The organism is Microbacterium sp. PAMC21962, assembly GCF_019443465.1.
GTDB classification, from domain to species: domain Bacteria; phylum Actinomycetota; class Actinomycetes; order Actinomycetales; family Microbacteriaceae; genus Microbacterium; species Microbacterium hominis.
On the sequence record NZ_CP080381.1, the window covers coordinates 2911512 to 2929831 of the forward strand.

Annotated in this window: 18 protein-coding genes; 9 read left to right on the top strand and 9 right to left on the bottom strand. The window is 73.3% G+C overall.

Going from position 1 to position 18320, the window contains the following annotated elements; genetic code table 11:
- Positions 1 to 132 precede the first annotated feature (132 nt).
- Together KY498_RS13725 and KY498_RS13730 are read right to left on the bottom strand one after the other, a co-directional pair.
- Entirely contained in the window at positions 133 to 1728 is a 1596-nt protein-coding gene (locus tag KY498_RS13725) for an ABC-F family ATP-binding cassette domain-containing protein (RefSeq protein WP_191009096.1), read from the bottom strand.
- A gap of 231 nt (positions 1729 to 1959) precedes the next feature.
- Positions 1960 to 2640, bottom strand: coding sequence for an alpha/beta hydrolase (locus KY498_RS13730; protein ID WP_191009095.1), 681 nt, complete (start codon positions 2638 to 2640; stop codon positions 1960 to 1962).
- A gap of 117 nt (positions 2641 to 2757) precedes the next feature.
- Here KY498_RS13730 and KY498_RS13735 point away from each other — a divergent pair, with 117 nt between their 5' ends.
- The 3 genes from KY498_RS13735 to KY498_RS13745 are packed head-to-tail and all read left to right on the top strand — an operon-like array spanning position 2758 to position 6272.
- Positions 2758 to 3420 (top strand): NUDIX hydrolase family protein, encoded by a 663-nt coding sequence (locus KY498_RS13735; protein ID WP_060958379.1) that lies wholly within the window; start codon positions 2758 to 2760, stop codon positions 3418 to 3420.
- Positions 3421 to 3461: 41 nt separating this feature from the next.
- Entirely contained in the window at positions 3462 to 4283 is an 822-nt protein-coding gene (locus KY498_RS13740; protein ID WP_223848742.1) for a helix-turn-helix domain-containing protein, read from the top strand.
- A 51-nt stretch (positions 4284 to 4334) separates the two neighbouring features.
- A complete protein-coding gene (locus KY498_RS13745) occupies positions 4335 to 6272 on the top strand; it encodes a M3 family metallopeptidase (RefSeq protein ID WP_191009094.1) in 1938 nt (645 codons plus the stop codon).
- Positions 6273 to 6314: 42 nt separating this feature from the next.
- Here the strand turns inward: KY498_RS13745 and KY498_RS13750 are convergent, their stop codons facing one another.
- The 3 genes from KY498_RS13750 to KY498_RS13760 all read right to left on the bottom strand — a co-directional run bounded on the left by KY498_RS13750 (position 6315) and on the right by KY498_RS13760 (position 9759).
- The gene (locus KY498_RS13750; RefSeq protein WP_191009093.1) at positions 6315 to 7436 is read right to left on the bottom strand and encodes a low specificity L-threonine aldolase; all 1122 of its coding nucleotides are present in this window, start codon (positions 7434 to 7436) and stop codon (positions 6315 to 6317) included.
- A gap of 144 nt (positions 7437 to 7580) precedes the next feature.
- The gene (locus KY498_RS13755) at positions 7581 to 8252 is read right to left on the bottom strand and encodes an SDR family oxidoreductase (RefSeq protein ID WP_191009092.1); all 672 of its coding nucleotides are present in this window, start codon (positions 8250 to 8252) and stop codon (positions 7581 to 7583) included.
- The gene (locus KY498_RS13760; RefSeq protein ID WP_219879412.1) at positions 8245 to 9759 is read right to left on the bottom strand and encodes a DUF6421 family protein; all 1515 of its coding nucleotides are present in this window, start codon (positions 9757 to 9759) and stop codon (positions 8245 to 8247) included. The genes KY498_RS13755 and KY498_RS13760 overlap by 8 nt, the downstream gene beginning before the upstream one ends.
- A gap of 72 nt (positions 9760 to 9831) precedes the next feature.
- Here KY498_RS13760 and KY498_RS13765 point away from each other — a divergent pair, with 72 nt between their 5' ends.
- The 5 genes from KY498_RS13765 to KY498_RS13785 all read left to right on the top strand — a co-directional run bounded on the left by KY498_RS13765 (position 9832) and on the right by KY498_RS13785 (position 14640).
- Positions 9832 to 10284 (top strand): Lrp/AsnC family transcriptional regulator, encoded by a 453-nt coding sequence (locus KY498_RS13765; protein ID WP_101306908.1) that lies wholly within the window; start codon positions 9832 to 9834, stop codon positions 10282 to 10284.
- A gap of 108 nt (positions 10285 to 10392) precedes the next feature.
- A complete protein-coding gene (locus KY498_RS13770) occupies positions 10393 to 11631 on the top strand; it encodes a sensor histidine kinase (RefSeq protein ID WP_191009091.1) in 1239 nt (412 codons plus the stop codon).
- Positions 11628 to 12284, top strand: coding sequence for a response regulator transcription factor (locus KY498_RS13775; RefSeq protein ID WP_060958385.1), 657 nt, complete (start codon positions 11628 to 11630; stop codon positions 12282 to 12284). Before KY498_RS13770 ends, KY498_RS13775 begins: the two co-directional genes overlap by 4 nt.
- A gap of 128 nt (positions 12285 to 12412) precedes the next feature.
- Complete coding sequence (locus KY498_RS13780) at positions 12413 to 13174, top strand: ABC transporter ATP-binding protein (protein WP_101306906.1); 762 nt, start codon at positions 12413 to 12415, stop codon at positions 13172 to 13174.
- The gene (locus tag KY498_RS13785) at positions 13171 to 14640 is read left to right on the top strand and encodes an FtsX-like permease family protein (protein WP_375140943.1); all 1470 of its coding nucleotides are present in this window, start codon (positions 13171 to 13173) and stop codon (positions 14638 to 14640) included. Before KY498_RS13780 ends, KY498_RS13785 begins: the two co-directional genes overlap by 4 nt.
- Positions 14641 to 14681: 41 nt before the next feature.
- On the opposite strand, the gene KY498_RS13790 is transcribed toward KY498_RS13785, so the two are convergent.
- Complete coding sequence (locus tag KY498_RS13790) at positions 14682 to 15215, bottom strand: hypothetical protein (RefSeq protein WP_191009090.1); 534 nt, start codon at positions 15213 to 15215, stop codon at positions 14682 to 14684.
- Between the two features lie 39 nt (positions 15216 to 15254).
- Between KY498_RS13790 and KY498_RS13795 the strand changes: the two genes are divergently transcribed.
- Positions 15255 to 15896 carry a 2-phosphosulfolactate phosphatase gene (locus KY498_RS13795; RefSeq protein ID WP_191009089.1) on the top strand — a complete coding sequence of 214 codons (642 nt, stop codon included), beginning with the start codon at positions 15255 to 15257 and terminating at the stop codon, positions 15894 to 15896.
- Between the two features lie 360 nt (positions 15897 to 16256).
- Here KY498_RS13795 and KY498_RS13800 read toward each other — a convergent pair whose 3' ends face one another.
- The 3 genes from KY498_RS13800 to KY498_RS13810 form a co-directional block, all read right to left on the bottom strand.
- Positions 16257 to 16766, bottom strand: coding sequence for a SprT-like domain-containing protein (locus tag KY498_RS13800; protein ID WP_191009088.1), 510 nt, complete (start codon positions 16764 to 16766; stop codon positions 16257 to 16259).
- Between the two features lie 29 nt (positions 16767 to 16795).
- The gene (locus KY498_RS13805) at positions 16796 to 17317 is read right to left on the bottom strand and encodes a hypothetical protein (RefSeq protein ID WP_060958389.1); all 522 of its coding nucleotides are present in this window, start codon (positions 17315 to 17317) and stop codon (positions 16796 to 16798) included.
- A gap of 106 nt (positions 17318 to 17423) precedes the next feature.
- The gene (locus tag KY498_RS13810) at positions 17424 to 18287 is read right to left on the bottom strand and encodes a spermidine synthase (protein WP_191009087.1); all 864 of its coding nucleotides are present in this window, start codon (positions 18285 to 18287) and stop codon (positions 17424 to 17426) included.
- Positions 18288 to 18320: the final 33 nt, after the last annotated feature.

Sequence of the window (18320 nt, forward strand, 5' to 3'; positions counted from 1 at the left end):
GGCGGTGGCGGGCCCGGAATCCTGCGGTCCGGCGCCGCTGCGGCACCCGGGGAGACTGAATACGGACGGCCGGGCCGGCTCGACCGGCCGGCTCGACCAGCCGTGCCACCCGGGCGGCCCCAGCTCACCCGCTCAGCCCACCACAGACTCGGCGAGCCGGCCGTCGCGCAGTTCGAGGACGAGGTCGGGCTCGATGCGGCGCAGGAAGCCGTCGTCGTGGCTGACGACCAGCACGGCCCCGCGGAACGCGGACAGCGCCGCGACGAGCTGATCGACGGTGTCGAGGTCGAGGTTGTTCGTCGGCTCGTCGAGCACCAGCAGCTGGGGCGGCGGGTCGGCCATCACCAGGCAGGCCAGCGCCAGCCGGAACCGTTCGCCGCCCGACAGCGCCGACACGGGCCGGAGCACCGTGTCGCCGCGCAGGAGGAACCGTGCGAGGCGGTTGCGCAGCTCGACGTCGCCGACCCCGGGCGCCGCGCGCCGCAGGTTGGCCAGCGGCGACGCCTCGTCGTCCAGGCCGTCGACGCGCTGCGAGAGGTAGCCGATCCGGTCGGTGTGGGCCACGGCATCCACGTCGGTCGGGGTGCCACGACCGTCGCCGACGAGGCGCTCCAGCAGCGTCGTCTTGCCGGCGCCGTTCGGACCGACCAGGGCCACCTGCTCCGGCCCCTGCACCGTCCACGACCGCTCCGCATCGCGGATCGTCGCGATGCGGCGGCCGGAGGCCACCCGCGGGTCGGGCAGGTCGATGTGCACGGACTCGTCGTCGCGGACGCGACGCTCCGCGACGTCGAGCGCGGCGCGGGCCTCCTCCTCCTTCCCCCGCGCCTCCACGCGGAGGCGGCCGGCCGAGACCTGGGCGGCACGCTTCTTCCCACCCATGACGATCTTCGGCGCGCGCTTGTCCATCGACGCCTTCCTGCCGACCGCGGCCCGCGTCGCGAGCACCAGTTCCTGATGGATGCGGTCGCGCTTCTCGCGCCGCACGTGCTGACGCGCCACCGCCTCGGCCTCCCGCGCCGCCGCCTGCTCCGCCTCGTGCGCAGCGCGCCAGTGCGAGTAGGGTCCACCGAACGTCGTCAGCTCGTTGTCGTAGAGCTCCGCCGTGTCGTCCATGAGATCCAGCAGCGCGGTGTCGTGGCTGACCACGATGAGTGTCCCGCGCCAGCCCCGCACCAGCTCGTGGACGTGGACGCGGGCGTCGCGGTCGAGGTTGTTGGTCGGCTCGTCGAGCAGAGCGATCGGGGCGCCGCGCAGTCGGATGCCGACGATCGCCGCCAGCATCGCCTCGCCGCCGGAGAGCTCTCCCACGCGACGATCCAGCGCGTCGGGCGGCAGGCCGGCCTCGGCGAGGGCGGCCACGGCGCGCGCCTCGACATCCCAGTCGTCGCCGACCGTGTCGAAGTGACGCTGATCGACGTCGCCGGCGCCGATCGCGCGGACGGCGTCGAGGGCGCCGGCCACGCCGAGCACGTCCGCGACGCGCGTCCGGGGGTCGAGCCGCTGGGCCAGCATCTCGACGGCGCCGGTGCGGACGACGGCACCGGATGCCGGGACGAGGCGTCCCGCGATGAGTGCGAGCAGGGTGGACTTGCCGGTGCCGTTTCGCCCGATGAGCCCGGTGCGGCCGGTGCCGAACGCGCCGGAGACGTCGTCCACGGCGATCGTGCCGTCGGGCCAGGCGAAGGTGAGGCGGTCGAGGACGACCGCGGGTGAGGGGTGGGGCATGGGAGCCTCCTGTCGATGTCGTGAACGATGTCGGGGCGCAGGCGCGCACGACACCGTTCCCGGGACGACGGGAGGGTCGACGGCCGGCGCGGAAGGATGCGCCGACGCGTCGGAGAACCCGGTGTCCGAGGAGGGACGGAGGGTCGACGGCTCAGCGCGGGATCACAGCGCGGCGTCGAAACCCTTCAACGGTCTTCCTCACACTCGGGACAGGAACCCGGACAGCCTACCTCAGCCCGCGGCGCCCTCGCCAGGGCGGCCGGCGGCGACGTCGTCGAGGCGCTTCTGCAGGAACACGCGGACGTCGTCGAGCTCCTCCTGCGACACGCTGTGGGTGAGTCCCTTGTAGACCCGACCGCTGAGCTCGACGTGCTCGGGGAGCCACTGGACCGTGTGGGCGACGGCGGCGGGCGGGATCACCTCGTCGCGGGCGCCGCGTCCCCAGAAGACCGGGGGGCGCCGCTCGGCCAGCCGTGCGTCGGCGGGCAGCGGCGACGGGTCGACGTATCCCGCGAGATTGACGGCGAACGCGAACCGCTCGGGCCGCAGCCGAAGGGCTTGCAGGGCGACGGCCGCACCCTGCGAGAAGCCGAGGATGCCGATGGTCTCGGCATCCGTCGCCGCCTCCACCCACGCGATCAGCGCCTCGGCGGCGTCGGTCACCGCCCCGCTCGATCGGCCGTCGAGACCTTCGATGGGGTACCAGGACCAGCCCGGTGCGGGAAACGGCGGAGACAGCGGTGCGCGAACGGCCGCGAACACATACGCATCGGGCAGGAACGGGACCAGGCCGAACAGGTCGCGCTCGTCGGAGCCGTACCCGTGCAGGAGCAGCAGCAGCGGTCGGCCCGCGCGCTCGGCGGCGGGCGCCGACCACAGGACGGCGTCGTCATCGATCGCGATCGCGCTCATACCGACATCCTCTCAGTCCCCGCCGACACCGCGGCCGTGCTCGCGGGGGCACCCGACCGCCGGCGTCGACGGGCGTCGCGGACACGGGGCGACCGGAGGTGCGGGTATACATGAGGCATGGCCGTTCGAACCCCCGACCCCGATCCGAACGAACGCGACGACGACGGGACCCCCCGCGATCCGCTCCGCGGCTTCGGCGGCGGGCGTCCGGGCCACCCGATGGGCGACGGCTCGTTCGGCTCGCCCACGCCGGGCAGCGCCGCCAACCCGGGGTGGCTGACCGACATCGAGCTGGCCGAGGCGCGTCGGCGACTGCCCATCCTGTACGTGGAGGCCGTCCCCGTGCGCACCGACGGCGTCGGTGCGGTCACGCAGGTGGGCGTGCTGCTGCGCGCGACGCCGCTGGGGGAGATCACCCGCTCGATCGTCTCGGGGCGCGTCCGCTACGGCGAGACGGTGCGCGACGCCCTCTTCCGCCACCTCGAGAACGACCTCGGCCCCATGGCGTTCCCGCAGCTTCCGCCGCAGCCCGTGCCGTTCACGGTGGCGGAGTACTTCCCGCTGCCGGGCGTCAGCGCCTTCCACGACGATCGCCAGCATGCGGTCTCCCTCGCCTTCGTCATCCCCGTGACGGGCACCTGCGAGCCGCGTCAGGACGCGCTCGAGGTCACCTGGATGACCCCGGAAGAGGCGTCGTCGGAGTCGTTGGCCGCCGAGATGGAGGGCGGCCGCTCGACCCTCATCCGTCTGGCGCTGGCGAGCGTCGGCGCTCTGCGCTGACGCACCGCCCGTCTCACCCTCACCCCGCCCCCGATTCAGAGGTGATCACCGTGCCCCGCAGCGAGATGCTGGTCGACTTCGCCGGCGCCCTCCCGCTCGCGCTGCTGCTCTCCTTCGTCATCGCGTGGGTGCTCCGCCGCATCTTCGGCGCCCGCCTCTCCCTGCCGTTGTCGGTCATGACGATCGTCTCCCTGCTCGGGGTGAGCCTCGGGCTGTTCCTCGCGGGCTGGTTCTTCTTCGGGCTGCGACTGTGGATGCCGACGTCGCTGCTGCTGGCCGCGGGAACGAGCCTGGGATTGTCCTTCGTCGTCGCCGGCATCGCCGCGATCGTGCGCCGCGACGGTGCCATCGACGTCGTCGCGCTGCTCGAGAAGGGCGAGAGCGAGCAGGTCGAGTTCAAGGAGACGGCGCGCTGGAACGTCCGTGACGACAAGAAGGACGCCCGCATGGAACAGGTCGTGGCCAAGACCGTCGCCGCGTTCCTGAACAGTGCCGGCGGCACCCTCGTGATCGGCGTCGACGACGACGGCCGCGTCCACGGCCTCGACCGCGACTTCGCGACGCTGCGCACCCCCGACGCCGACCGCTTCGAGCTGTGGTTGCGCGACATGCTGGCGGCGAGCCTCGGCAAGAACGCCGCCGCCATGCCCCGCATCCGCTTCGCCGAGGTCGAGGGGCGCACGGTCTGCGCCGTGCGGTGTCCGCGCGCCGCCGAGCCCGTCTTCGTGACCCAGGGCGCCGCGAAGGAGCTCTGGGTGCGGGTCGGCAACTCGACGCGCGCCTTCGGTGTGGACGAGGCGCTCACCTACGTCGCCCGGCATTTCCGCCCGACCGTGGCCGACACCCTGTTCGGGCGCCGCTGAACCGACAGCCGTCGCCCTCGAGCCCTCGGCGCGCCGTCGTAGGCTCGGAGCATGACCGCGATCGAGCCCCTCGCCTTCCCGACCGACGCCCCGGGCTGGAGCGCCTTCGCGTCCGCCCGCCCGGCCGCCGCCGTCGCCCTCGTCGCCGACCTCGACGCACGCCTCGCCGCGACGGACGACGACCTCGACGCCGCGACACGCCTGGAGCTGTGGAACGACGCCGACCTCGCCCTGCGGCAGGCCACGAGCGAGGCGTATCTGCTCAGCGAGGCGCATCCGGATGCCGCGGTGCGCACCGCCGCGGAGGAGCAGGTGCAGGCGCTGGAGGCCCTGTCGGCCGCGCGACTGCTCGACGACCGCCTCTTCGCCGCGTTCGCGGACCTGCCGGACGACGGTCTCGACGCCGATCAGCGCCGGCTGCTCGACCACCTGCGACGCGACTTCCGGCGCGGCGGCGTCGCCCTTCCCGACGCGGAGCGGGAGCGCGTGCGGGAGCTCACCGACCGCGACACGCAGCTCAGCCTGGAGTTCTCGCGCAACGTGCGCGACGGACGGCGCGAGATCCGGGTGCCGCCCGCGGGGCTCGCCGGCCTGCCGCAGGACTTCATCGACGACCACCCCGTCGGCGACGACGGCCTCGTCGTGCTCACCACCGAGTACACCGACCTCATGCCCGTACGGGAATACGCGACGGACCGGGCCACGCGCACCGCGCTCGTCGAGGCCTACAACGACCTCGCCTGGCCCGAGAACGACGCCGTCCTCGCGGAGCTGCTCGCCGTGCGGGCGGAGCGGGCGCAGCTGCTCGGGTATGGCGACTGGGCGGACTTCGAGACCGAGACGCGGATGATCGGCGCAGGTCGCCCGGACGGCGGCAGCGCGGCCATCGCGGAGTTCCTCGCGCGCCTCGACGAGGCCTCGGCGGCGGCCGCCGCGGCGGAGTATCCCGTGCTCCTCGCGCGGCTCCAGCGCGACGACCCCGCCGCCACCGAGGTGACCATCGCCGACTTCTTCTACCTGCTGAGCGCCCTGCGCCGCGAGCGGCACGACGTCGATGCGCAGCTCGTGCGCTCGTACTTCTCGTTCGACCGCGTGCTGCCGGGCGTCCTGGCGACCACGTCGCGGCTGCTCGACGTCGAGTACGTGCCGGTCGACGTGCCGACCTGGCACCACGACGTCCGCTCCTACGACGTCGTGCGTGCCGGGGCGCGGCTCGGCCGCATCCACCTCGACCTGCATCCGCGCGACGGCAAGTACAACCACGCCGCGTGCTTCCCGCTCGCCCCGGGGGTGACCGGACGGGTGCTCCCCGAGGCCGTGCTGCTGTGCAACTTCTCGCGCGGGCTGATGACGCACGACGAGGTCGTCACCTTCTTCCACGAGTTCGGCCACCTCGTGCACGACATCCTCGGCGGCGATCAGCGTTTCGTCCGCTTCTCCGGCGTCGCGACCGAGTGGGACTTCGTCGAGGCACCCAGCCAGCTCCTCGAGGAATGGGCCTGGGATGCCGAGGTCCTCGCCTCTTTCACCGCCGACGCCGACGGGCAGCCCATTCCGGCCGATCTGGTCGCCAAGATGCGCGTCGCCGACGGCTTCGGCCGTGCGCTGGAGGTGCGGCGCCAGCTCGGTCACGCCAACGTGTCGTACCACCTGCACGTGGATCGACCGGCCGATCTGCAGGCCGCGACGGAGCACTGGTACGCCTCGACGAGTCCCGTCCAGCCGCTGCGGGGCCGGCATCCGTACGCCGGCTTCGGCCATCTGACGGGATACGGCGCCTGCTACTACACGTACCAGTGGAGCCTCGTGATCGCCCGCGACCTGCTCTCGGGGTTCGGGGGCGATCTGATGGATGCCGAGGCCGCGACCCGCTATCGGCGCGAGATCCTCGAGCCCGGGGGACGCCGCGACGCGACCGCGCTCGTCGAGGCCTTCCTCGGGCGCCCGTACGCGTTCGATGCGTACCGGGAGTGGCTCGCCGGGGCGTGACCGCTCCGCGGATGCGGCGGTGAGAGCCCGGCCGCGCCGGGATCAGGTGAGGCGCGCGAGCTCCGCGACGAACGCGTCGACGTCGTCCTCCGACGTGTCGAACGAGCACATCCAGCGGACCTCGTTCTTCGCGGCATCCTCCCCACCGGCACTCGACGGATCGCCGTCGCGCTCCGTCGAGCCTCCGCCGGCGGGGCCCCAGTCGTAGAAGCGGAAGCTCTCGCGCAGCGCGTCGGCGATGCCGTCGGGCAGGGTCGCGAAGACCCCGTTGGCCTGCGTCGGCTGGCTGAAGCCCACCCCGGTGATCGACCCGTCCGCGATGCCCGCCTCGACGCCGGCGCGCAGGCGCTGGGCCATCGCGTTGGCGTGCCGGGCGTTGCGCAGGTATAGGTCGCCCTCCAGCAGCGCGACCAGCTGCGCGGAGATGAAGCGCATCTTCGAGGCGAGCTGCATGTTGAGCTTGCGTAGGAAGAGCAGGCCCTCCGCGGCATCCGGGTTCAGGACGACGACCGCCTCGCCGCCGAGCGCGCCGTTCTTCGTGCCGCCGAAGCTCAGCACGTCCACGCCGACGTCGGTCGTGAAGGCGCGCAGCGGGACGTCGAGGGCGGCGGCGGCGTTGGAGATCCGGGCGCCGTCGAGGTGCAGGCGCATGCCGTGGGCGTGGGCGTGGTCGGCGAGGGCGCGGATCTCGTCGGGGGTGTACAGCGTGCCGAGCTCGGTCGACTGGGTGATGGAGACCGCCAGCGGCTGGGCGCGGTGCTCGTCGCCCCACCCCCAGGCCTCGCGGTCGACGAGCTCGGGGGTGAGCTTGCCGTCGCGGGTGGGGACGTTCAGGATCTTGATCCCGGCCACCCGCTCGGGCGCGCCGCCCTCGTCGACGTTGATGTGGGCGGTGGATGCCGCGATCACGGCGCCCCAGCGGGGGAGCATCGACTGCAGGCCCACCACGTTGGCCCCGGTGCCGTTGAAGACGGGGAACGCCTCGGCGGATTCGCCGAAGTGGCGGCGGAAGACCTCCTGCAGACGGATCGTGTAGGCGTCTTCGCCGTAGGCGATCTGGTGGCCGTGGTTCGCGGCGGCGATCGCCTCGAGGATCTCGGGGTGGACGCCGGAGTAGTTGTCGCTGGCGAAGCCGCGGGCGGTCGTGTCATGCAGAGTGGTCACGGGTATCCAATCTAGTTCGGGGGCGCGGGCCCGCGACGTCGCGGACCGCGGCTCGCCGCCCCCCTGGCCCGAACTCCTCCATCGAGGCGGGCGTATGGGGCGACGGGGCCGCGTCCGGCGGACAGGGGCGTGCGATGGAGGAGTTCAGCCCGGGCCGAGGGTGATGACGGCGTCGTTGACCTCGTCCGCTCCCCGGTCCCAGAGGCCGAGGAACGCCGCCGCGAGCTCCTCCTCCAGACCCTCGAGCGCGCGCACCCGGAAGATCGTGGATGCCGCCGCCGGCGCGCGGTGCCCGCCGCGGGTGTCCGCGGCGAACCCCTGGGCCATCGCCCGCGCCCACGCCTCCTCCGCCGCCTTGACGGCGGCGTAGTTGGCGCCTCCCGCCAGCGGGCGCGCGACCGCGGTCGAGGAGACGATCGCGACCCGCGCGGCATCCGAGGCGATCAGGTCGCCCCAGAAAGCGCGGGTGACGTGCCGCTGGGCGGTCAGTCCGGCCTCGAGCGCGCGGTAATCGGCGTCGCTCTGGCCCGGAAGCCCGCCGCCGCCGCGCCATCCGCCGACGAGGTGCAGGATGCCGTCCACCGGCGTCCCGTCGGCGCGGAGCGCCGCCGCGAACGCGCCCACCTCGGCCTCGTCGGTCAGATCGCACACCGCGGTCCGCGCGCCGAGATCGCGCAGCCCGGCGAGCTTCGCGTCGTCGCGGCCCACGGCGATCGCGACCGCCCCGGCGCCCCGGAGCGCGCGCACCGCCGCGCGCCCGCTCGCGCTCGTGGCACCCGCGATCACGACCGTGCGCCCGCGGACCCCGTCACCCATCGCGACCCGTGATGCCCGCCGTCGAGGAGATGACGCCCTGCATCTTCTTGTCGAGCGCCTCGAAGAACATCGAGAGCGGGAACTCGTCGTCGAGCACCGCGTCGGTGTACCCCTTCGGCGCGCCGGCGAGCACGTCGTCGGGCAGGCCGCGCGCCCAGGTCGAGGCCGGATGCGGGGTCACGACGCTGCGCACGAGGTCGTAGGCCGCGAGCCAGTGGGCGACCTTGGGGCGGTCGATCGACTCCCAGTACAGGCGGTCGATCGCGTCGCTGAGGGCGATGACGGCGTCCGGCACCCCGTCCCAGTCGAAGGCGAGCGCGGTGTCGGTCCAGTGCAGCACCCCGCGCCGATGCAGCCACGCGAACAGCAGCTGGCCGCCGAGGCCGTCGTAGTTGCGCACGCGCGAGCCGGTGATCGCGAACCGGAAGATCCGATCGAAGATCACGGCGTACTGCACCAGGCGCGCGTGGTCGAGCATGGCCGTCTCGGCATCCGTCAGCGGGTGACCGTCCGCCGCGCGTGCCGACAGTCGCGCGGCGATGCCCACGCATTCCCGGTACGCCGTGAGGTCGCAGCGCAACTCCTCGAGCGTGTAGAGGAAGTAGGGCATGCGCTGCTTGATCATGAACGGGTCGAACGGCAGGTCGCCGCGCATGTGGCTGCGGTCGTGGATGAGGTCCCACATGACGAACGTCCGCTCGGTGAGGCCCTGATCGGCGAGCATCCGGGCGACGCCGTCCGGCACGTCGAGCTTGGTGATCTCGGATGCCGCGGCCACCACCCGCCGGAAGCGTGCGGCCTCGCGGTCCTGGAAGATCGCCCCCCACGTGAACGAGGGGATCTCGCGCATCGCCACCGTCTCGGGGAAGAGCACGGCGGAATTGGTGTCGTAGCCGGAGGTGAAGTCGATCAGCCGCAGCGAGACGAACAGGCCGTTGGTGTAGGTCTGCTCCAGCTCGCCGATGAACTCCGGCCAGATCACCTCGCAGAGCACGGCCTCGAGGTGCCGGTCGCGCGACCCGTTCTGCGTGTACATCGGGAACACGACGAGGTGGCGGAGGCCGTCGACACGGTCGCGCTGGGGCTGGAAGGCGACCAGCGAGTCGAGGAAGTCCGGCGCGGGGAAGTCGGCGTCCGCCCACCGGCGGAGGTCGACGATGCAGGCCGAGAGGTAGTCGGCGTCGTGCGGGAACAGCGGTGCGAGGGTGCGGATGCCGGCGGCGATGGTGTCGATGAGGTCGGCGGCGACGGCGCGGTCGGCGTCGCCGGGAACCGAGCCGTCCTGCGCCTGCAGCGGTTGCAGCCGGCCGACGGCATCCTTCAGCGCCTGCCAGGCGGGCTGCTGCTCGAGCGGTCGGTCGTCTTCGACGAGCGGCACCAGCGGTCGGTCGTCTTCGACGAGCGGCACCATCGGTCGGTCGTCTTCGACGAGCGGCACCATCGGTCGGTCGTCTTCGACGACCTCGGGCTCTCCGATGACGGACTTCGTGGGCGTGTAAAGGGACATGGTGGGCACCTCCGCTCGTCGAGACAGGAATATTTACGGCAAGACTGCCTTGCATCGGATATTCTTCCATGCATGGAAGATGATGTCGACCGTCGGATCGTGGCCGAGGTCTCGCGAGACGGCCGGATGACGCTCGCCGACCTGTCCGCCGCGGTCGGGCTCTCGATCTCCGCCGTTCAGGCCCGCCTCAAGCGGCTGGAGTCGCGTGGCGTCGTCACCGGCTACCGCGCGCTCGTCGACGCCGAGGCGGTCGGGCGCCCGCTGGCCGCCTTCATCGAGATCACTCCGCTCGACCCGGCTCAGCCCGACAACGCCCCCGAGCTCCTCGAGCACCTCGACGCGATCGAGGCCTGCCACTCCATCGCCGGTGACGCCAGCTACATGCTCTTCGCCCGTGTCGCGTCGCCGCGCGCCCTCGAAGACCTCGTACGTGAGATCCGGCTCGCCGCCGCGGTCCGCACCCGCACGACCGTCGTGCTGCAGACCTTCTACGAGCACCGACCGCTGGTGCCGCAGTCGGGCTGACGGCGCAGACCGCGCGGACCAAGCGGTCCGATCCGGCCCGGCGCGCGCCGACGGCGATACATCGCTCGATGGATGCCGCCGCGCGCGGCGGTCGCGTAGCGTCGTAGCGTGTTTCGGACGCTGACCCGCATGCAGCTGACCGTCGACATCGTCGCGGCCGGCCTGTTCGCGCTGTTCGCACTGTTCGCGACGCTCGTGCCGTCCGACGGAATCGGGTCGGCGATGGTCCCCTCGCGGGTCGCGCTGATCGTCGCGCTCGCGCTCACCCTCGTCTTCTCCGGGGCCGCCGCGGTCCGCCGACTGGCGCCCGAGCTCGCCCTCGCGGTCTGCTGGGCCGCCGCGGTCCTCCAGATGGCCACCGGCCTGCCGCCGCTGCCGGCGAACATCGCCATCTTCGGGGTGCTCTACACGACCGCGGCCTACGGCGCGCGGCGCACCTTCTGGTTCGGGTTCGCGTCGTCGCTGCTGGGGGCGGTGGCCATCGCGATCTACATCATCGTCATGCCGCTCGTGCTCGGTCAGTGGACCACCAGCGGCATCGGCACCTACGTCTTCGCCACCGCGGCGACCTTCGCCTCCGCCGCCTTCGCCCTCCTGCTCGCCTGGACCGCCGGCGCCCTGGTCAGAACGAGCCTGCGCGCCCGCGAGAACCGTCGCGCGCAGGAGCTCGCCGAGGCCACCGCCGTCGCCGAGGCGGAGCGCACCCGCATCGCGCGAGACATGCACGACGTCGTCGCCCACTCGCTGGCCGTCGTCATCGCCCAGGCCGACGGGGCGCGGTACGCCGCGGCATCCGACCCCGCCGTCGCCGCCGTGACGCTCGGCACCATCTCCACGACGGCCCGCGCCGCGCTCTCCGACGTCCGGATGCTGCTGACCCAGCTGCGCCACACGCAGGCGGAGGGCCCGCAGCCGACCCTCGCCGACCTCGAGCAGCTCTACGCGCAGGTGCGTGCGGCGGGTGTGACGCTCCGGGTCGACGTCGATCCGGCACCGGTCGGGGAGGTGCCCGCGGCCGTGCAGCTCGCGGTGTTCCGCATTCTGCAGGAGGCGCTCACGAACGCGCTCCGCCACGGCGCCGATGCGGCCGTGGGCGTCGATCTCGCGTGGCACGCTGGGGGAGTGGAACTGACCGTGCGCAATCCCGTCGCCCCCGCCGAGACCGCGGGCGGCTCCGTCGCCGGCGACCGATCCGCCGAGGAGTACCGCGGGCACGGCCTGATCGGCATGCGCGAGCGTGCGCAGCTGGTCGGAGGCCAGCTCGACGCGAGCCGGCAGGGCGCCCTGTTCGTCGTGCGGGCGCGGCTGCCGATCGCGCCGTCCGCCGCCGCCGGGGGACAGGCATGAGCGCCCCGATCAGGGTCGTCCTCGTCGACGACCAGGCCCTCTTCCGTGCGGGGATCCGCATGGTGATCGATTCGCAGTCCGACCTCGCGGTCGTCGGCGAGGCGGGCGACGGCGCCGAGGGCGTGCGCGTCGTGCGCCAGACCCGGCCCGACGTCGTGCTGATGGACATCCGGATGCCGGTGATGGACGGCCTCGCCGCGACGGCCGAGCTCCTCGCCGATCCGACGCTGGCCGCCGACCCGCCCCGCATCGTCATGCTCACGACGTTCGACCTCGACGAGGCGGCCGCGCGGGCGATCCGGCAGGGGGCCAGCGGCTTCCTCCTCAAGGACGCCGACCCGGAGTTCCTGCTCGCCGCGATCCGGACGGTGCAGTCGGGCTCGGCGGTCATCGCCGCCTCGGCGACCCGCGAGCTGTTCGCGCAGTTCTCCGAGCCGTCGCGCACCATCCCCGAGACCTTCACCGAGCTGACGGATCGCGAGCGCGAGATCTTCGCCCTCGCCGCCCGAGGACTGTCCAACGCCGAGATCGCGCAACGGGAGTTCCTCTCCGAGGCGACCGTGAAGACGCACATCAGCCGCATCCTCGGCAAGCTCTCCCTCCGCGACCGGGTGCAGCTCGTCGTGTTCGCCTTCGAGCACGGGCTGGCCTGACCCGCGGATGACCCGCCGGTCGGCGGCGGGGCCGCCCCCGACCGTCCGGGTGCGTCATCCTCGCGATGTACGCGTTCGCGACCGCAGGCCGACGCGGTGCCCGTGGTCGCGTCCGTAGCGTGAGGGGCATGGAGATCACGACCACCGAGCTGGGCCTCGCCGCCCGGGTGCAGAGCGTCACGAAGACCTACGGAGCCGGCGAGACGGGGGTGCGCGCACTCGACGGCGTGACCGTCGGCATCCGTCGCGGGGAGTTCACCGCGATCATGGGGCCCTCCGGGTCGGGCAAGTCCACGCTCATGCACATCATGGCCGGACTGGATGCCGCCACGACGGGCCGTGCCTGGATCGGCGACACCGAGATCACGGGGCTGTCCGACCTCGAGCTCACCCTGCTGCGGCGCCGGCGCATCGGCTTCGTCTTCCAGTCCTTCAACCTCGTGCCGACCCTCGACGCGCTGAGCAACATCCTGCTGCCGTTCGACCTCGACGGGCGCCGGCCCACGGCGCTGGAGCGCGCCCGCATCGAGAGCCTCATCGACTCCCTCGGCGTGCGCGATCGACTGCGGCACCGCCCCCACGAGCTGTCGGGCGGGCAGCAGCAGCGCGTGGCGATCGCGCGCGCCCTCGCCACCGCACCCGACCTGGTGTTCGCCGACGAGCCGACCGGCAACCTCGACTCGCGCTCCAGCCGCGAGGTGCTCGCGCTGCTGCGGACCGCGAGCCGCGAGCATGGGCAGTCGATCGCGATGGTCACCCACGATCCGATCGCGGCCGCCCACGCCGATCGCGTCCTCTTCCTCGGGGACGGGCGGGTCGTCGCCGACAAGCCCCGGCAGAGCGCGGAGCAGGTCTCGGCGTTCATGCTCGCGTCCGAGGTGGCGGTGTGAGCGCCGCCGTGGCCGATCCGGTCTCGCTCGGCGCGCCGGCGGCGATCACGTCCCGCGCGTCGCGGCTCGCGTGGGTGCGCGAGCGGGGGATGGGCGCGACCGTGCTCGTCGCCGCCATCTCCGCGGCGTTCGGTGTGCTGCTGCTCACCGCGACGGGCTACATCGCGGCATGGGCGCGCTCCGACCCGTATCTCGGCAACAGCGAGACGGTCGCGATCGTGCTCGGCATCCTCAGCGTCCTGCTCGTCGGCGTCGCCGTGTACGTCGCCGCGATCGTGACGGCGAACACCTTCGCGACGATCGTCGCCGGGCGCACCCGTCACATCGCCATGATGCGCCTCATCGGCGCGTCCGCTCGTGCCCAGCGCCAGGAGGTCGGCCGCCAGGGTCTCGGCGTCGGGATCATCGGTGCCGCCGTCGGTCTGGCGGTGGGCACCGCGGCCGCCGCCGTCCTGGTGCGCCTCGCCGACGCGCTGCTGGGCATCACGGCCGGCTACGCCGTCGCGCAGCCGGTGCTGCTGCTGCCCGCCGCCGTCGTCGCGCTGACCACGTGGGCGGGTGCATGGAGCGGATCGCGGCGGGTGCTGACCGTCACCCCGCTGCAGGCGCTCGCCGGATCGGCCCCGCGCACGCACGAGGAGACCCGCTCGCCGGCGCGCGATGTCGCGGCCGTGATCCTGTCGTTCGCCGGGGCGGCGCTGTTGGCCGGAGGCGTCGTCGTCGGGCTCGTGTCGCCGCTCGGCGTCATCGTCGCCTTCTTCGGCGGCATCCTCTCCTTCACCGGCCTGACCCTCGGCGCCGTCATCGTCATGCCGCCGCTGCTGCGCCTCACCGGACGCCTGTTCGGCCGGTCGGCGCCGGCGCGACTCGCGGCCGAGAACGCCCTGCGCTACCCCGAGCGGGCGAGCCGCATGGCGATCGGGGTGGTCATGGGCGTGACGCTCGTCGTGATGTTCGCGGTCGCCGGCGCGTCGGTCAAAGCCGTGATGGCGTCGTCGTCGGGGGGAACGCCGCCCGCGGAGCTCGATCGCGTGCTCGACACCTTCGCCGCCATCATGATGGGGCTGGTCGCCGTCTCGGCCGTGATCGCCGCCGTCGGCCTCGTCAACCTGCTGACGATCGGCGTCGTCCAGCGACGTCGCGAGCTCGGACTGCTGCGGGCCCTCGGCCTCTCCTCCCGCCAGGTGCGACGGGTCGTGCTGCTCGAGGCCGTGCACGTCACCATCACGGCGCTCACCTTCGGGCTCGTGCTGGGCGTCGCCTACGGGTGGGTGGCCGCGCAGTCGCTGCTCGGCTCGGTGGCCGTGCCGCCCGCGCTCTCCGCGCCGACGCTGGTGGTCCCGGCCGTGCCGTGGATGCCGGTGCTCGTCGTGGTGCTGGCCACTGCGCTCCTCACCGTCGTCGCGACGGTCGTCCCGACGCGGTTGGCGACGCGGGTGACGGCCGTGGAGGCGCTCGCCGAGTGAGGACCCGGATGCCTGGGGGTGTCCGGTGCCGGCTGTCGCGGTCAGGCTTCGACCGCGACAGCCGGCGATTCGTCGCGGTGGGCGTCGGGGTCGAAGGCCCAGGTCGGCGCGAGCGCGGCGAGGCGGGCGCCGCGCCACTGCCACGTCGCCCAGAGCACCGGCCAGAGCGCGGGCGCGGCGGCCCCGCCGATCACGAGCCGGTCGCGCCACAGCGTCTTCGACGGGTCGCCCGGCGCCGGCGCCACCGCCATCTGGTGGTCCCACACGTCGAGGGCGGCCAGCGGTCCCGTCAGCGGGATGCCGCTGTCGCGGAAGATCCGCACGGGGCCGTGGGCATCGACCGTGTGCCGCTCGCTGACGTGGATCAGCTGCGATCCGAGCGGGACGACGCCGGCGACGCTCATCGCCACCGGGACGTCGGCGCCCGGCACGAGTCTGGTCGGCAGGCCTTCGGCGGCGAGGGGCGCGAGGTCGAGGAACGGACCGTAGAGGTCGGCGACCGCCCGCGGCGAGTGCAGGGCGCGCCACGCGGCATCCGCATCGCAGTCGAGGACGAGCTTGAGCATGATCCGCATACCGCCAGTCTCGCACCGGTGCCCCCGTAGCCTGGAGACATGGCCTCCCCGTTCGATCAGTCCCGGTACCAGGTGCGCCTCGAATGGGGTGCCGACGGCCTCGATCGCGTCGCGGCGTCCGACGTCGTGGTCGTCGTCGACGTCCTGCGGTTCTCCAGCACGGTCGCCCGCCGCGTCGCGACCGGAGACGCGGTGGCGCTGGACGACGCCGCGCACGCCGCGTCGGTGAACGGTGCCGCGATCGCGGCGCGTGCGGGCGCGACCGGCGCCGTCGTGCTGCTCGGTGCGCTCGTGAATGCGGCCGCCGTGGCCGACGCGATCCTCGCGGAGCAGCGCCGCCGCGGCGCACGCACGAGCATCCTCGTGCTCGCCGCCGGTGAGCTTTCCGGCCGCGAGTCCGATGCGCGGCTGCGGTTCGCCGTCGAGGACCTGCTCGGCGCGGGAGCCGTCATCGACGCCCTGGGTGCGCGCGGCATCGACCACACGTCGCCCGAAGCCGCCGCCGCGGGCGAGGCCTTCCGCGGGCTGCGGCCCGCCGTGCGCCACCTCCTCACGGCGAGCGGCTCGGGACAGGAGCTCATCGGACGTGACGCGCGTGACGAGGTGCTCGCGGCCGCAGAGGTGGATGCCGCGGCATCCGTGCCCGTCCTGCGCGCGGGCGTGTTCGTGGCCTACGCCTGACCCGGCGCTTCGGGGTGCGTCCGCTCGGCTCGGGGCGTTTCGACTCGCTGCGCTCGCTCAACGACCGGGGCCCCGCACCCCCCCCGGCCGTTGAGCGAGGAGCGCAGCGACGAGTCGAAACGCGGCGCCCGCACCCCCGGTCGTTGAGCGAGGAGCGCAGCGACGAGTCGAAACGCCTGCCCGCCCCGCACTCCCCGGTCGTTGAGCGAGGAGCGCAGCGACGAGTCGAAACGCCCGCCCGCAGCACCCTCCGGTCGTTGAGCGAGGAGCGCAGCGACGAGTCGAAACGCCTGCCCTCCTCCGGTCGTTGAGCGAGGAGCGCAGCGACGAGTCGAAACGCGGCGCCCGGCAGCGGCGCCGTCAGCGCCCGGCGCCGACGGTCTCGCGCGGTGTCATCGCCGCGCGTCGCGTGGCCGAGGAGATCTCACGCCGGGTCCAGGTGAACAGGAACCGGTCGTCGAACGAGCGCGAGCACCGGGCGCACGAGGTGGGGCGCGTCGCGCGGCGGTGCCGATAGGCGACGTGACCCGCGGGGCACACGCCGACCCAGGGGGCGAGCTCGGTGGCCGTCTCGCCCTGGTGGGTGGTTCCGCCCGTGTAGCCGAGTGCGCGCGCCGTGCGTTTCCACGCCGTCCCGTGGCCGGTGCGCGGGCCGGCGAGGGCGTGGGCGACCTCGTGCAGGAGCGTCTGCCGGTTGGTCTCGTCGTCGTAGCGGGCGGCGAGGTAGCGCGACACGGTGATGCGCCGGCGGGTGTAGTCGCAGGCGCCGGCCCGTCGCTTCGCGTTGTCGAACGCGAACGTCCAGGAGGTGTCGAGATGCGCGTGGATCAGCTCTTCGGCCTCGCGCCGGACGACGTCCAGATCGGTCATGCGGTCACGCTAGAGAGGGGCTGCGACATTCAGCTGGCGACAGCCGTGCGACGACGATCGGCGGCCTCGATGGCGAGCAGCGTCGACTCGAGCTGCTCCTCGGGAGCACCCGCCTGCTGACGCAGGAACAGGGCGCGCTTGAAGTCGGCGCGCGCGTCGGCGAAGTCCTCGGCCTCGTAGCTCACCTTCCCGCGGTGCTGGAAGGCGAACGCGGCCAGGGCGGCCCACCCTTGGCCCTCCGCCTCCTCGGCGCAGGTCGTCAGCTCCTGGTGCGCTGCCGCGAACGCCCCGCGGAACTGCAGCACGCTCGCGTGCAGGATCCGTGCGCGCAGCAGGTCTTTGCGCGTGCCGCCCATGCGGGCGACCCGCACCGACTGCTCGGACACGACGAGCGACTCGTCGAGGCGATCGAGCACCTTCAGCAGCCAGACCCGCTCGAGGAGCGCGGGGAGGCTCCGCTGGTCTCCCAGTTCGTCGAGGCGTTCCCGGCAGTCGACGGGGTCGACGATCTCCCGCAGGGTCTGCGGGTCGTATCCCTTGATGTAGCTCATCGGCAGCCCCCTCCTCCGTCCGGATCGCGCGGGCGTGCGGCGCGCCCGTCCAGTCTCACCCGACCGCCGCGGCGAGCCCGTGCGCACACGCCGCGCCGCCGGATTCTCAACGCTCGAAGACCGATGCGGCGGGCTTGGGGGATGCGGTGGCGTCGGCATCCGTCGCGACCTGCGCGCCCCGGGCGAACTCGTCGAGCTCGGCGCCCTGGGCCACCTTCGCCGGGTGGGGGCCCGCGGCCATCAGGCGCGGGAGCCACTCGACCGGAAGGGGCGACGGCGAGGCCGCGATGACGAGGTTTCCGAAGCGGCGCCCCTTGAGGGTCTGCACCTCCGCGAGGACGATCACCTCCGACAGCACCGCCCGCACCGTCGCGACCTCGCGGCGCGCGAAGGCGAGGCCGGCGCCGTCGGCCACGTTGACGAGCAGCACGCCGTCGGGAGCGAGCAGGCCCGCGAGGATGCGGAAGTACTCCACCGTCGTCAGGTGCGCGGGAGTCTGCGCCCCGGCGAAGACGTCGGACACGACGAGGTCGGCGGCGCCCTGCAGCCCGGCCGGCAGTCGGGCGGCGACGTCGCGGGCGTCGCCGATCCGCACCCGTATCTGCGCGCCGCGGGGGAGCGGCAGCTGCGCGCGGACGAGGTCGACGAGCGGCTGCTCCAGCTCGATCACCTGCTGGCGCGAGCCCGGCCGCGTGTGCTCGACGTAGCGGGGGAGGGTGAGGGCGCCCGCGCCGAGGTGGACGGCGGTGAGGGGCTGCCCCGGCATCCGGAGACGGTCGATGACCGCGCCCATCCGTGCCACGTACTCGAAGTGGAGGTGGCTGGGGTCGTCCAGGTCGACGTGCGACTGCGGCGTGCCGTCCACGTCGAGCTCGTACCCGCCCGCGAACCGGCTCGGCACGACGCGCGCGAGCGTGCCGTCGGACAGGCGTGCCTGCGGTCCGTCGTCCTCCACGCGTGCCCGGGCCATGCCCCCACGCTACCGGGCGTGCCGGGTCGGGAG

Excerpts from the sequence above, each read along its gene's own strand:
- KY498_RS13800 (WP_191009088.1), bottom strand. The coding sequence starts at position 16,766 with ATGACCGATCTGGACGTCGTCCGGCGCGAGGCCGAAGAGCTGATCCAC.
- KY498_RS13755 (WP_191009092.1), bottom strand. The coding sequence starts at position 8,252 with ATGGGTGACGGGGTCCGCGGGCGCACGGTCGTGATCGCGGGTGCCACG.
- KY498_RS13775 (WP_060958385.1), top strand. The coding sequence starts at position 11,628 with ATGAGCGCCCCGATCAGGGTCGTCCTCGTCGACGACCAGGCCCTCTTC.
- KY498_RS13805 (WP_060958389.1), bottom strand. The coding sequence starts at position 17,317 with ATGAGCTACATCAAGGGATACGACCCGCAGACCCTGCGGGAGATCGTC.
- KY498_RS13795 (WP_191009089.1), top strand. The coding sequence starts at position 15,255 with ATGGCCTCCCCGTTCGATCAGTCCCGGTACCAGGTGCGCCTCGAATGG.
- KY498_RS13745 (WP_191009094.1), top strand. The coding sequence starts at position 4,335 with ATGACCGCGATCGAGCCCCTCGCCTTCCCGACCGACGCCCCGGGCTGG.
- KY498_RS13765 (WP_101306908.1), top strand. The coding sequence starts at position 9,832 with ATGGAAGATGATGTCGACCGTCGGATCGTGGCCGAGGTCTCGCGAGAC.
- KY498_RS13725 (WP_191009096.1), bottom strand. The coding sequence starts at position 1,728 with ATGCCCCACCCCTCACCCGCGGTCGTCCTCGACCGCCTCACCTTCGCC.
- KY498_RS13730 (WP_191009095.1), bottom strand. The coding sequence starts at position 2,640 with ATGAGCGCGATCGCGATCGATGACGACGCCGTCCTGTGGTCGGCGCCC.
- KY498_RS13735 (WP_060958379.1), top strand. The coding sequence starts at position 2,758 with ATGGCCGTTCGAACCCCCGACCCCGATCCGAACGAACGCGACGACGAC.
- KY498_RS13810 (WP_191009087.1), bottom strand. The coding sequence starts at position 18,287 with ATGGCCCGGGCACGCGTGGAGGACGACGGACCGCAGGCACGCCTGTCC.
- KY498_RS13790 (WP_191009090.1), bottom strand. The coding sequence starts at position 15,215 with ATGCGGATCATGCTCAAGCTCGTCCTCGACTGCGATGCGGATGCCGCG.
- KY498_RS13780 (WP_101306906.1), top strand. The coding sequence starts at position 12,413 with ATGGAGATCACGACCACCGAGCTGGGCCTCGCCGCCCGGGTGCAGAGC.
- KY498_RS13760 (WP_219879412.1), bottom strand. The coding sequence starts at position 9,759 with ATGTCCCTTTACACGCCCACGAAGTCCGTCATCGGAGAGCCCGAGGTC.